Annotated in this window: 12 protein-coding genes; 9 read left to right on the plus strand and 3 right to left on the minus strand. The window is 38.8% G+C overall.

The genetic code is table 11. The annotated features are described in order from the left end of the window. Positions 1–16: 16 nt before the first annotated feature. The 3 genes from MKL62_RS12815 to MKL62_RS12825 all read right to left on the minus strand — a co-directional run bounded on the left by MKL62_RS12815 (position 17) and on the right by MKL62_RS12825 (position 4,205). On the minus strand, positions 17–1,480 hold the full coding sequence (locus tag MKL62_RS12815; protein ID WP_000042092.1) for an amino acid permease: 1,464 nt from the start codon (positions 1,478–1,480) through the stop codon (positions 17–19). A gap of 398 nt (positions 1,481–1,878) precedes the next feature. Beyond that, positions 1,879–2,973 carry an arginine N-succinyltransferase gene (gene astA, locus MKL62_RS12820; protein ID WP_005129179.1) on the minus strand — a complete coding sequence of 365 codons (1,095 nt, stop codon included), beginning with the start codon at positions 2,971–2,973 and terminating at the stop codon, positions 1,879–1,881. Then, on the minus strand, positions 2,970–4,205 hold the full coding sequence (locus MKL62_RS12825) for an aspartate aminotransferase family protein (protein ID WP_005129181.1): 1,236 nt from the start codon (positions 4,203–4,205) through the stop codon (positions 2,970–2,972). Before MKL62_RS12825 ends, astA begins: the two co-directional genes overlap by 4 nt. Before the next feature lie 135 nt (positions 4,206–4,340). On the opposite strand from MKL62_RS12825, the gene MKL62_RS12830 reads away from it, so the two are divergent. The 9 genes from MKL62_RS12830 to MKL62_RS12870 all read left to right on the plus strand — a co-directional run bounded on the left by MKL62_RS12830 (position 4,341) and on the right by MKL62_RS12870 (position 14,101). Then, positions 4,341–4,763, plus strand: a complete 423-nt coding sequence (locus MKL62_RS12830) for an Lrp/AsnC family transcriptional regulator (RefSeq protein WP_002001056.1) — start codon at positions 4,341–4,343, stop codon at positions 4,761–4,763. 319 nt (positions 4,764–5,082) lie between these two features. Continuing rightward, positions 5,083–6,513, plus strand: a complete 1,431-nt coding sequence (locus MKL62_RS12835) for a gamma-aminobutyraldehyde dehydrogenase (RefSeq protein WP_005129183.1) — start codon at positions 5,083–5,085, stop codon at positions 6,511–6,513. Between the two features lie 28 nt (positions 6,514–6,541). Beyond that, on the plus strand, positions 6,542–7,312 hold the full coding sequence (locus tag MKL62_RS12840) for a nuclear transport factor 2 family protein (protein WP_001041177.1): 771 nt from the start codon (positions 6,542–6,544) through the stop codon (positions 7,310–7,312). 59 nt (positions 7,313–7,371) lie between these two features. Next, complete coding sequence (locus MKL62_RS12845; RefSeq protein ID WP_001277431.1) at positions 7,372–8,091, plus strand: FadR/GntR family transcriptional regulator; 720 nt, start codon at positions 7,372–7,374, stop codon at positions 8,089–8,091. A 65-nt stretch (positions 8,092–8,156) separates the two neighbouring features. After that, positions 8,157–8,864 carry a cache domain-containing protein gene (locus tag MKL62_RS12850; protein WP_000191921.1) on the plus strand — a complete coding sequence of 236 codons (708 nt, stop codon included), beginning with the start codon at positions 8,157–8,159 and terminating at the stop codon, positions 8,862–8,864. Between the two features lie 194 nt (positions 8,865–9,058). After that, positions 9,059–10,390 carry an APC family permease gene (locus MKL62_RS12855; protein ID WP_000428073.1) on the plus strand — a complete coding sequence of 444 codons (1,332 nt, stop codon included), beginning with the start codon at positions 9,059–9,061 and terminating at the stop codon, positions 10,388–10,390. Between the two features lie 19 nt (positions 10,391–10,409). After that, positions 10,410–11,855: an NAD(P)/FAD-dependent oxidoreductase gene (locus tag MKL62_RS12860; RefSeq protein ID WP_005129185.1), complete on the plus strand. Its 1,446-nt coding sequence runs from the start codon at positions 10,410–10,412 to the stop codon at positions 11,853–11,855. 146 nt (positions 11,856–12,001) lie between these two features. Beyond that, complete coding sequence (locus MKL62_RS12865; RefSeq protein ID WP_079270567.1) at positions 12,002–13,360, plus strand: amino acid permease; 1,359 nt, start codon at positions 12,002–12,004, stop codon at positions 13,358–13,360. Between the two features lie 381 nt (positions 13,361–13,741). After that, positions 13,742–14,101 carry a hypothetical protein gene (locus MKL62_RS12870; protein WP_000416092.1) on the plus strand — a complete coding sequence of 120 codons (360 nt, stop codon included), beginning with the start codon at positions 13,742–13,744 and terminating at the stop codon, positions 14,099–14,101. Positions 14,102–14,138: the final 37 nt, after the last annotated feature.

Below are 14,138 nucleotides of genomic sequence, written 5' to 3' on the forward strand. Positions count from 1 at the left end.
AATCACTAAAATTTATTTAAATATAATCAACCTTTTGAGCTTTTAAAATATCAAGCTGCAACATCTTTTTCTTTTTATATTTATAGGCAATAAACAAACCAATAAACCAGATTGGTGAGCACTCAAGTGCAATTAAAGTATCATGGTCTAAAGCTAAAATTACGATAGTAAAAACTAAAAATAACATGGTCATCCATGCCATAAATAAACCACCTGGCATTTTATATTTTGACTGGATGTGTAGTTCAGGGCTTTTCTTACGATAGTAAATATATGAAAGCACAATCAGCATAAATGTAAAAATACATAAAATTGAAGTGAGCGCTGAAATAATCGTAAAGGCGGTCATGACATTAGGCACAATAAATAAAATAGAAGTACCAACCGTTACGCATGCCATTGAAAATACGAGTCCGCGAATTGGAACTTTTCTTTTTGACAGCTTACTAAAGCTTTTAGGTGCATCGTTGTCTAAAGCCAAACCATATAGCATACGACTGGTTGCAAAGATTCCACTATTTGCAGAAGATAAAGCCGAAGTCGCAACAACAAAGTTGATTAAACCCGCCGCAATTGGTAATCCAACCAAGGTAAACATTTCTACAAATGGGCTCTTTTCTGGTGAAACTTTTGCCCAAGATGTGACTGCAATAATACAAACCAATGCGCCTACATAGAATAATAAAATGCGTAAAGGAATAGAGTTAATTGCTTTCGGAAGTGAAGTATGCGGGTCTTTGGTTTCAGCAGCAGTCGTACCGACAAGCTCAATACCCACAAATGCAAAGATGGCAATTTGGAAGCCAGCCAAGAAACCTGTAACGCCATAAGGAAACATCGATTCTGTTTCAAACAAATGGCTCATCGAGGCCTTAACCCCATTTGGAGAAGTAAATCCGGTACCTATTAAATAAATACCCGCCAGAATAAACAGAATAATTGCGGTAATTTTGATGAGGGAGAACCAAAACTCAAGTTCACCAAAAAGCCGCACAGCCACAAAGTTGAGTATGGTTAAGATCGCCAATGAAGTAAATGCCGGAATCCAGACGGGTAAATCTGGATACCAAAACTGCATGTACCCTCCGATCACGATTACATCGGCAATCGCAGTAATAATCCAGTTACACCAATACGACCAACCAAGGAAGAACCCCGCCCACGGACCGAGATAAGCTGTTGCAAAATCGGCGAAGGTTTTAAAATTCGTGTTGGCAAGCAACAATTCACCCATTGCCCGCATCACGAAGAAAAAGAAGAAACCAATAATTAAATAGGTTAAAACAATTGAAGTACCCGAAACACTTAATGTTTTCCCGGAACCCATAAATAATCCAGTACCAATTGCACCACCGATTGCGATCATTTGAATATGACGATTTGTCAATGAGCGCTGCAATTTCTCTTCTTCTTGCTCAGTCATATGTTGACTACCAAGAAGATCTCCTTCCAGGAATTGCTTTCCGTTATTCTTACTCATGTAATATTTACTCCAATTTATAGCAACCGTCGTAAATGCTTTAATAATAAATAAATTATATGATTATTAATTTAGTCCATTAAATCATGTTAAAAATATTATTAAATCATTTAAAACCTTATAAATTCCTTTTTAAAAGCTATCACCTATAACAATAAAAATTATTCATCATTCCTTTCCTTCATTATTATATTAGCCTGCATTTAAAAATATAATTTTGAAAAATTCTTAAAATATATAAATTAATTACATATTTTATTGAATTATCTTTTATATAATAAAACAGGCTAATTAATCCCAGCTCAGCGAGCAAGATCGTATTTATCCATATACCCCTCTTGCGCTAGCGATAATATAGTATTCCTTCTTAAATTTGGTGAAATGTATAGTATTTCTGCTTAATTAACAGCCATTCGCAAATGCTCTGTTTCTTTAAGTTTGTTCACTATCTGTGGGTTCGAGTCCTGTTTAACATGGACACTTAGCACACGAACTAAAGAGCCATTTTCAACATTTAATTGTTTTGCTTGTGCTTTTGTTATTTGCAATAACTCCTGATAAGGTGTGCCGAATACAAGAATGGCTCGATAATTTTCATAGTTATCGTTGGCCACAATATAGGGTTCATCACCTGAACTAAGAGGAATAGACTCTACAACTTGTACAGTTAAAATCTGGCTTTCTTTAATTGCTCGTAAATTTTCAATATCTGCTTGCAGCGTTGCACCACCATCAAAAATATCTATATAGCCTTTGTAGCGTAGTCCTTCTTCAAGCAAGAGATTGTAGGCTGGTCGAGTATTGGGATGAACAATACCAATCGCGGCTTTAGCATCATCAGGCAGCATATCAACATAGAGTGGATGTCTCGGCATCAACTCAGCAATAAAAGCCTTTTGTCCCACCCCACTCAAATAATCGGCTTTGGTAAATTCAATATTAAAAAACTTATGGCCTACCGCATTCCAAAATGGTGACTGCCCATTTGCATCAGAGTATCCACGCATTTCGGCAACAATCGTTTCTTCAAAATATTGGCGAAAGGCAGAGAGAAACAAAAAACGGACTTTAGATAAAAATTTGCCATTTTTATTTAAGCGATAGTCAGGATCTAAAAATAAAGTACAAAGCTCGCTACAGTTAGTATGGTCATTACTCAAATACAAAGTAGGTAAAGCGTTATAAACACTTAACGGTTCTGAAGCATGAACTTGGGTTCCTACATGGAAATTGTACCAAGGCTCTTTTAAACCAAGTGCGACTTCAATTCCGCAAACCCCGATAACTTTGTTGAGTTCAGTATCTTCTAAAACAAATAAGTAAACCTGATCTGCCTTTGGGAGTTCGCCTGCGACTGTCTTACACGCCCGTTCAATACGTGCAGCCAAATTTTCCATATTTGGCTGCAAAGATGTCAAACCAAAACCTGCTTTTTGCGCCAACAGGTAAAGGTCATTAACATCCCTAGGTTCAATGTAGCGAATAATCATCATGCTGCTTGTTCATCCTTTTGAATTTCCACAAAGCGAGCAAGCGCACGTTCAAAGCGTTTTAAGCCCTCATCAATATCAGCAAATGGAACGATTAAAGAAGGTGTAAAACGGACTACATTTGGACCAGCTATAAGACTCAGTAAACCTTCTTCACCCGCAAGGTTATTAATATCTTTTGCTTTACCAGCAAACTCGTCTTTTAAAACACATCCGAGCAATAAACCACTGCCACGAATTGCTTTAAAGACTTTATATTTTTCATTTAATTGATTTAAAGCGTTTTTATAGTAGTCGTGACGCTCTTTAACGCCATTAAGCACTTCAGGCGTATTAATAAACTCGAATACAGCGCCAGCAACCGCACTTGCTAACGGATTACCACCATAAGTCGTACCATGTGTGCCTACAGAAAAATGCGGCGCAAATTTATCAGTTGTTAACATTGCACCGACCGGGAAACCACCGCCCAATGCTTTTGCAGTCGTAAGTACATCCGGAATCACACCGTAGTTCATGTAGGCATAAAGTGCACCCGTACGACCAACACCAGTTTGTACTTCATCAAAAATAAGTAAGGCACCGAACTCATCACATAGCGCACGCAAACCTTTTAAAAATTCGATCTCAGCAGGAATAACGCCGCCTTCACCTTGGATTGGCTCAACAATAACAGCACATGTTTGCTCATTAATGACTGCTTTAGCCGCTTCTAAATCATTATAAGCAACATGGCTAATACCGTTTGGAAGTGGTGCAAAGTCTTGTGAATATTTTGGTTGGCCACCTGCCGAAACGGTAAATAAAGTACGGCCGTGGAAAGCATTGTTAAATGCCACAATGCCACTTTTACCTGCAACACCGCTGTCGAGTCCAACTTTACGTGCAAGTTTTAATGCTGCTTCATTCGCTTCAGCACCTGAGTTACAGAAGAATACCTTATCGGCAAATGTATTTTCAGTGAGTTGTTTAGCAAGGCGTAGTACTGGTTCATTGGTATAACCATTACCGACGTGCCAAAGTTTTTTTGCTTGTTCTGTTAACGCATTGACTGCCACTGGATGCGCATGACCTAATGCATTTACTGCAATCCCGCCTGCAAAATCGATATATTCTTTATTTTCTTGATCCCAGATACGTGAACCTTCACCACGTACCGGAATGAAATTTGCCGGTGCAAATACTGGAACCATCCACTCGTTAAAGTCACCACGAGAAACTGCAAAATTATTCATCTTATCTAGTCCATTAAATTGAATTATTCGGGTTAACTGATGACCTTATTATTCAAAATCAAATTGATTCACAAAATTTGTAATTCAGTAAAAAATGAATTATTTTTTACCAATCTGATAATTGACAATTACATTATGGACAATATTGATCAAATTATTTTAGGTTTACTTAAAGATAACGCACGGATGTCTGTAACCGAGTTAGCCGAAAAAGTTCACGTCTCAAGAGCAACGATTAAAAAGAGAATGGAGTATCTTGAATCTTCGGGCATTATTACCGGATATACGGTTCGTTTTAAACCAAATGCGGAACGGAATGTCATCCGTGCATGGATGAGCATTATGGTCGAAGGCACCAAAGCACAGTCTGTGATTAAAGAACTACGCCTAGAAAGTGCGGTTGAATGTCTGCATAAAACCAACGGTAAATGGGATATTCTGGTTGAGCTACGTTCCGACACTTTAGAAAACTTCGATAAAGTATTAGAAAGAATTAGAAATATTTCAGGTATTTATAACAGTGAGACCAGTATTTTACTTGCTAGCCATAAGACCTAATTACTGCGTTCAAATTTAAATTAAACATGGGGTGAGCCAACTATACGGCTGAGCTCATCCATTCCCTTTCATTTAAAAATTTCTCTATCGCCGCTCGTTAAATCTAAAAGCGCCATCCTCATGATGAACCTATTCTAACAATCCTCAATAAATTTTTAATTTTTTTAAATAATCAAAATCAAAAACTTAAAATCTAATTTGATTTAAATTCCCCCTTTTTCACTCCCTCTCCTCATCAAAGCATTTGACAGAAAATTTAAAACATAATACATATAGTATTATATGTTATATGTTAAAACCTAAGGACAAGGTATAAAAAATGGCTAAAACTCAACTACAACACTTCATTAACGGCGAATATGTTGCTAGCAAAGGAAATGATTTCTTCGATTTGGTAAGCCCAGTCACTGGTGAAGTCTATGCACAATCGCCGAATGCGACCGAGGCAGAAGTTGATGCAGCTTATGCTGCTGCAAAAGAAGCATTTAAAATTTGGGGACGTAGTACACCTTCGACTCGTCAAAAAGCATTACTTAACTTGGCAGATGCTATTGAAGCCAATGCCGACCGTTTGATTGAAGCGCAAAGCCGCAATACAGGTCAGTTAAAACATTTAATAGCATCTGAAGAAGTAGGTGTATCGGCAGATCAAGTTCGTTTCTTTGCAGGCGCTGCCCGCTTACTCGATGGCACAGCAACTGGTGAATATTTAGAAGGTTTAACTTCTTCTATTCGTCGTGAACCAGTCGGTGTGGTTGGTCAGGTTACGCCTTGGAACTATCCACTCATGATGGCGGTTTGGAAAATCGCGCCTGCTTTGGCAGCGGGTAATACTGTCGTATTAAAACCAAGTGACACAACCCCTGAAAGTACCCTTTTACTTGCAGAAATTGCTGCACCATTTTTTCCGAAAGGTGCATTTAACGTGGTGTTAGGCCAAGCGCAAGTCGGTTCAAAAGTTGTATCACACAAAACCCCTGCTCTTGTTTCAATTACCGGTTCAGTTCGTGCCGGATTACAAGTTGCTGCTTCTGCTGCGGCAAATTTAGCAAAAGCTCATCTTGAACTTGGCGGTAAAGCACCTGTACTGGTTTTTGAAGATGCCGATCTTGATAAAGCCGTTGAAATGATTGCTTTAACCGGCTATTTCAACGCAGGCCAAGACTGTACTGCTGCAACACGTGTGATTGTGGCTGAATCTGTTCATGACGAGTTTTTAGCTAAACTCGTTGAAGCTGCAAAAAATACACGTTTTGGCGATCCAGATGATCAAGACGCGCTTTATGGCCCACTTAACAATGCCAATCAATTAAAGAATGTTAAAGCGTTTATCGACAACTTACCTGCTCACGCCAAAGTTGAAACAGGCGGAAAACAGGCAGACCGCCCAGGTTTCTATTTTGAACCGACTGTTATTAGTGGCCTAAAACAACATGATGAAGCTATTCAAAATGAAATTTTTGGACCAGTGATTACCGTTCAGAAATTTACCGATGAAAATGATGCGATTGAAAAAGCCAACGATGTTGAATATGGCCTAGCTTCAAGTGTTTGGACCAAAGACCATGCTCGTGCAACACGCCTATCACGTGAACTTGATTTCGGTACAGTTTGGATTAATACCCATATTCCTTTAACCGCAGAAATGCCACACGGCGGCTTCAAAAAGTCAGGATATGGTAAAGATTTATCTGGTTACGGTTTTGAAGAATATACACGTGTTAAACATGTGATGAGTTCAAACGAATAATAACAATGCGTTTTGAAAGGAGATCAAAATGAATAAGCAAGAAATGAAAGACTTGGTGACTAAAGCCCATCACGAACTCTTTAATTTGCATGACACCACTGCTCTAGACCGTTATTTTTCTGAAGACTTTATAGAGCACTCACCACTCGTTGCAAATGGTATTTCAGGTCTTCGTCAATTGGTAGAAGATTGTCCCGATATGCAACACGAAGCTGTACGTGTACTAGCAGATGGTGACTTGGTTGCAATTCATGGCCGCTTTCAAGGCTTAGATGAAAACCCATTGGTTGGTTTTGATATTTACCGAGTAAAAGACGGCAAAATTGTCGAGCATTGGGACGGCCTTGTGGCAGAAGCTGCACCGAATGTAAGCGGTAGAACTCAACTAGATGGTCCGACTGAAATCGTAACTCACCATGACCCAGAGAAAAACCGCGAGATTGTGACGTCTTTCTTCAAGAAGTCATTAATCGATGGAAACTATGAAGCCTTTAAAGAATATACCGACGGCGATCAGTTCATTCAACATAGTCCAGATATTGGTGATGGCGTTAAAGCCGTGATTGATTTTTTGAACAATATCCGTAATGAAGGACAAGGTTTGGTATACTCAAAAACGCATCGCTCCATTGCTGATGGTCAATTTGTATTGACACATTCCGAAGGCAGTATTGCCGGAAATCGACATGCCTATTTTGAACTATGGCGTGTAGATAATGGCAAAATTGTTGAACTTTGGGATGCAATACCTGCTGTGCCTGAAGATGAACAGGCTGTCCATGGTTATGGCGTGTTTTAATAACTATTTATCCGCTTCATTAAGCTAAGTCTTTTGACTTAGCTTTTAGAGAATTCGCCATGTCAGCATATACGATAATTTTTGCGCCTATTGCTCAAGCAACTCGTTCGGAACAAGTTGTAGAACGCTTGGAAAATGCAATTATCTCTGGTTTGCTCAAAAGCAATGAACAACTTCCTAATGAAGCAGACTTAGCACGCTTAATGGGAGTTTCACCAATTACCGTTCGCGAAGCCTTAAATACTTTACGCGTAAAGGGTTTAATTGATACACGTCGCGGAAGAAATGGTGGAAGTTTTGTTTGTGAGCTACCTTCGGATTTACTTTTAAATCAACATCCTTTGCGCCAAGCTTCAAATGAGTATCTTGCCGATTTAGGTGAGTTTCATAGTGCAATTTTAAGTCATAGTGCCTATCTGGCCGCTCAAAGGACGACTGAATACGAACTTAACAAAATCAAAGAGTTAATTGATCAATTTGAACAAGCCGTTGAGGCAGATACACGTGCACAGCTTGATTTACGTTGTTTACTCACACTCACCTCATTTGCCCAATCTTCAAGACTGGCAAATCAGGAACTCACTATTCAGGCTGAATGGGCTCCGCTCATTGCCGTGCTTTATCAAGATGATGATTTTCACCGTGAAGTTGTAAAGCAATATCACCATCTTTTGTCGTCTTTTATTGACAACAATGAAAATGAAGCTGTTATTCAAGCCAGAAAAATAGTTTCAATGCTCACTGACCAAATGCTTCGATATAAGTTATCGAGTGAATAAAAATAAAAAATAAGATGGCTTATAAATACACAAGTTAGGAATATGGAATTTTAGGAGTTATAGGAATGACCCAACATTTAGATGTAGAAGAGCTTCAAAATTTGTTAAAGACGGTAGTTGACGAAACAACCTCTATTACGGAAACACTCGCAAGTAAAGCAAGTAAAATTCTGTCGAAACACGCTTCTGAAAAAAATGCAGATATTAAGCTTTCAACTTCAGAACGCGCTGCTTTGCAGAAAGAAATTAAAAAAGCACTCTCTCAGAGCCATTATAGTCAAGGTACGGGTTTTGCAAGTTATAGTCCGGCAACTCAAGATGAGCAAGACTATTGGACGCTAGAATGGTGGTATAAAAAAGAAGATCAATTACAACAAGCGAAACTTGAAAACTACCAAAATGCGCAGCGCTTTTTAGATTTCCGCTCATTTGAGTGGTTCCATAAACCTGCACAAAATAAAAGTCCATGCATACATGGTCCTTATGTGGATTATATTTGCAATGGAGCCTATACCATTACCATTGCTCACCCTGTCATGATTCATGACCATTTTATCGGTGTCATTGCGACCGATATTTTAGTTTCGGCCCTTGAAAAACTACTTATGCCAAAACTCAAAAACATTAAGCAAAAGGCGGTCATTATGAATGATTCATCTCGAGTCATTACTTCAAATGACATTAGCATCAGAACCGGGACATTATTTAAAGCTAAGACTGATCAACAGTTTTTCTCGCAACCCTGTCAGTCTTTCCAGTTGGTTGTCATCTAAAAAGCAAAGAATATTGGCCTTTTATTCCCGCTTTAGTGTACCACCAAGGTGATATAGCACTTTAAGCCCTAGCTGTTGTTCAAACTTTCTTCAAACAGACTTGTTTATTCAGGTCTAGGGGAAGTTTTGGCCTAAAAATAGCATCGCCTTTCTGGATGAAAAGCAAAAACAATGAAATTTGAGGTTGAAAAGACATGGAAAATAAAGCGTCTTCCTTAAAAAAATTATCGCTATGGCAAGTGACAATTATTGGTATTGCCTATATGACCCCCATGACGGTTTTTGATACTTTCGGTATTGTTTCCGGAATTACCAACGGGCATGTCCCTCTCGCATATTTACTTGCTTTAGGTGCTATGTTGCTTACCGCTTGGAGCTACGCAAGGTTTAGTCAAAATTCGGAAAAATCAGGCTCAGCCTATAGTTATACTGCCGAAAGCTTAGGACCCAAAAGTGGTTTTTTTGTCGGTTGGTGCTCTCTACTCGACTATCTGTTATTACCACTCATCAATGTGTTACTGGCAGCAATTTATCTCACCGCACTAATTCCAAGTTTGCCTTATTGGTTTTGGGTGCTGGTATCGGCGGGCCTTGTGACTTTAGTCAACTGTTTCCGTATTCGGTTACTTGCCAACTTAAGTCTCGTGTTTGTGTTCGCACCGATTATCCTCATGGTTATTTTTGTATATTTAGTGGTTCGGGGTATTGGCTCTACTCAAGGTTACGAACATGTACTTACCTTGGCTCCGCTATGGCATGGTCAGCAATCACTATTACCACTTGTTGCTGGGGCCTCAGTTCTATGCTTTTCATTCTTAGGTTTTGATGCGGTCACCACCCTTTCAAATGAAACCAAACAACCCACCAAAAATATCCCCCGTGCAGTCATGTTAACCACACTTGCTGGCGGAGCTATTTTCTTCACAGCCGCTTGGTTTATTCAGCTTTATTTTCCAAACAATGTCCGTTTTCACCATCCTTCAGAAGCGTTACCCGAAATTGTGCTTTATGTCGGTGGTGCTTTGTTTCAGTCCATCTTCTTATGCGGACAAATTATGAACACTGTCGCCTCTGGCCTTGCCTCACATGCCAGTGCTTCGCGTTTACTGTATATAATGGGCACTGACAATATTTTCCCTAAAAAGTATTTTGGAACCATCCATAGCTCTTTAGGCACACCCTTTTTCTCGGTTTTATTTGTCGGGCTTATTTCAATGTCGGCTATTTTCTTAGATTTAGCTCAAGTTGTCAGTCTGATCAGTTTTGGTGCGCTTGTTGCGTTTACAGCCGTAAACTTCTCAGTTTTTATGAAATTTTATATTAAAGATAAACAACGCTCAGGTTTTAAAAATAAATTTCTAAACCTATTTTTACCGCTGTTATCGGTCATCAGCATTATTTGTTTATGGCTCAATCTCGACTCGTCTTCACTGACTTTTGGATGCTTCTGGTTAGCTTTAGGCATTCTCCTATTCATTTATAAAACGATTAAAAAACAAAGTATTGCTATTAGTAATGCTTATTAATTTTTTAAGGAACTTCGTCATGAAAATTATTTCTAAACCTCAACTTTTAAAAGATGTGGAATATAAACCAAGTCAGTCTTTACAAGTGGGTAAAGAATGGAGCTGGTTAAATCCAAAACATGCACAATTTGATACATCCACGGTTAATGGCACTTCGGTAGATAACCCAGCAAACTACTATGAAAGTTCCCTCTCGAATTGGCATACATTTGACAGTTTAAATGCTGACATCGAGTGTGATGTAGTGGTTATTGGTGGTGGCTTATTAGGTTCATCAACTGCCTTACATTTAGCTGAACAAGGTGTAGATACGGTTTTATTAGAAAAAAATCGTATTGGTAGTGCAGCTTCAGGTCGAAATGGTGGACAACTCACCCCAGGTTTAGCGCGTTGGGAAGCTCAAGAAATGGCCGATCGGCTCAGCTACGAAGATGCCAAAAAACTATGGCATTTTACCTCTACTGAAGCGATGCAACTGATTGATGATATCTCGGAAAAATACCAACTCAACTTTGACCGAAAATACGGCCATATTACTGCCGCCGTTCATGAAGGTCATTTGGTTGGCTTAACACAAGGTGCCGATGCCCGAAAATACTTAGGTGAAGACCACACCCGTATTGTGGGTAAACACGAACTCATGGACTATATTAAGTCTGACTACTATACAGGTGGTTTAATTGATGAGTTAGGTGGACAAATCCATCCGTTGGCTTTAAACCGTGGCTTAATTTATGGCTTTTGCCAAAACGGCGGCTCTGTGTATGAGCAAACAGAAGTTATTTCAATAGAAGAAAAAGCAGATGGTATTTATGTTCACACAGCAAATGCAGTCGTAAAAGCTAAAAAGTCTGTGGTTTTAGCAGTACACCATGCTTCATTTAAACTTTTATCTGAACAGAACAATACCACTATTCCGTTTTACACCTATGTTGCGACCACCGCTCCTTTAGAGCTTGATACCAAAGAGCTTCTGCCATTTGGACATCCTGTTTATGACACTCAGTTCCAGATTGATTACTACCGCCCTGTCTTTAATAACCGTTTACTGTTTGGTGGACAAGGTACTGGAACATGTTGGGGACCAGAGAAAACTCTAAATTATCTAGAGCATCGAATTCATACCGTATTCCCGCAAATTAAAAATCTAGAGATGGATTTCGTCTGGAGTGGAACTACTGATTTAACGGTAAATGGTGCAGTCGATAGCCGTAAGTTTGGCAACAAGCTCCCTATTTATGCTGTTCACGGCTGGAGCGGTCATGGCGTAGCACAGACAGTACGTATTGGTAAAGCCATCGCAAATGACTTTGTTGGTCAATCGAATGACTTTGAAATGTTATCTAGAATTGACCATCAAAATATTATTTTTGGCCGTACCCTTGCCCCTGTCGTTATTCCACTGGCTAAAAGTATGTATGGCATCGGCGCAATGATTAACCCAGGCAAAATGGTATCTTTCTAATTTATAAAAACGTCATTTTTCTAAAAAAGGATTCGTACAGGTTTGTGCGAATCTTTTTATATAAGCGCAATATTACTTTTCAAACTAGGTTATCCCTATCCAATCCATTACAATAACGCCGGCTTCTTTATTCAGCGCATAGTATTTTGAGTAACTCATCTTCCCAACTAAAACGTGGACTTAAAAATCGTCACATCCAGTTAATCGCTATGGGTGGTGCTGTGGGCACAGGACTATTTTTAGGCTCGGCACAAGTCATTCAGTCTGCTGGTCCTTCAATCATTTTGGGTTATGCCATTGTCGGTTTGGTTGCATTTTTAATCATGCGCCAAATGGGTGAAATGATTGTCGAAGAACCTGTAGTCGGTTCTTTTAGTTACTTTGCACAAAAATACTGGGGAAGATTTCCCGGTTTTTTATCGGGCTGGAATTATTGGGTAGTGTACATTTTGGTTGCCATGACCGAGCTTACCGCCGTGGCTAAATATGTACATTATTGGTGGCCTCATATCCCTGCTTGGGTTTCAGTTTTATTTTTCTTTGTGCTGGTCACCTGCTTGAACTTAGGCAATGTTAAATTTTATGGCGAATCTGAATTTTGGTTAGCTATTATTAAGGTGGCTGCGGTCATTTCAATGATTGTGTTTGGCTTATATTTACTGCTTACCGCAGGTAATGACTCTATAGCTAGCTTTTCAAACCTATGGCAGCATGGCGGATTTTTCCCTCATGAGTTCTCGGGCCTATTTTATATGCTCGCTTTTTTAATGTTTGCCTTTGGTGGTATTGAACTCATTGGAATGACGGCAGCTGAAGCTGAAAACCCTGAAAAAAGTATTCCACAAGCCATTAACCAAGTTATTTTTCGAATCTTAATTTTTTACGTGGCTTCGCTGGCAATTATTATGTCGCTTATTCCATGGAATCAACTGGACCTCGGCGGTTTAGATAAGAGTCCATTTGTCATGATTTTTAGCCAACTGGGCATTGGTTGGGCGGCACATTTACTTAACTTTATTATTTTAACTGCTGCCCTTTCTGTTTATAACAGTGGGATGTATGCCAATAGCCGTATGTTGTACGGGCTAGCAGTTCAAGGCAACGCACCTAAAGTTTTTGCAAAAGTAAGCAAACAAGGTGTACCTACATCCGCGGTTATCTTTTCTTCTATTTTGATTTTTGGGTGTGTATTACTTAACTATTTCATACCAGAAGAAGCTTTAAGCTATCTTATGTACATGGCTGTAGCAGCTTTGGTTTTAAACTGGGCAATTATTAGTTTTACCCATTTAAAATTTAAACGTTCGATGAAGCTTGAAAATAAAGTTGCCAAATTTCCTGCACTATTTTCTCCTTTGAGTAACTATATCGTTTTGACTTTTATTGGCATGATTTTATATATCATGTGGACTCAAGGCTTTGAAAAGTCAGTAATTATCATTCCAATCTGGATCGCCTTTATGTTTGGGCTATATACAATTTTGAGTTGGAAAAAATCACTCTAATCTTCAAACAAGGCTTATTTAAACAGAATAAGCCTTTGTTATTTTAGTCTTTACAAAAGATTTGCCTTCAGAACAAACTAATAATGACATATGCCTATTTCTAATTTAATTCACAATAATTAATTCTGAGATATTTTATGTATTCTTTATTCATTCTAAAACAAGCAATTAGCCTATACTCAACAGATCATGATTAAAATACAAGTGTTTACATGATCTATAATTATTTGTGCTTATGTTCAGCTAAAATCGAGGCTGACAAAGTATATTGTTGCGATGCCCTTCTAGGAAAAAGACACTTCATCTAACCCAGTGCTTTACCCACTTATAGATTTCGCGCTATTTACTGCGTCGCTCAATGATGAAAGACAGGAAAATTTTATGGAAAAAACACTGCAATGTCCGAAATGTGGTTCTACAGAAATTGAAACACGTGATCATGACAAATTACTTAAAACCACTGGCGGTGTTTTATTAACAGCTGCAGGCACTACGGCAGGTACTGTAGGCGGCGCCGCAACTGGTGCTACTGTAGGGGCAGCGATTGGTACTGTTGCCGGACCATTAGGTGTAATTGTTGGTGGAACTGTAGGAACATTTGTCGGTGCAATCAGTGCAGGCATTACTGGCGGTGTGGTAGGTAATATTTTTGGTAAAAAAGCAGGCGTAATGATTGATAAAAATATATTTCAGGACTATCGCTGCTTGAAATGTAAATACCGTTTTAAACAGAAGAAATAAGCTTATTTCATTAAGCTTATTTTTAAAGCACGTTCGT

Origin of the sequence: Acinetobacter sp. AOR01_HL (genome assembly GCF_027855455.1) — a bacterium.
GTDB classification, from domain to species: domain Bacteria; phylum Pseudomonadota; class Gammaproteobacteria; order Pseudomonadales; family Moraxellaceae; genus Acinetobacter; species Acinetobacter baumannii.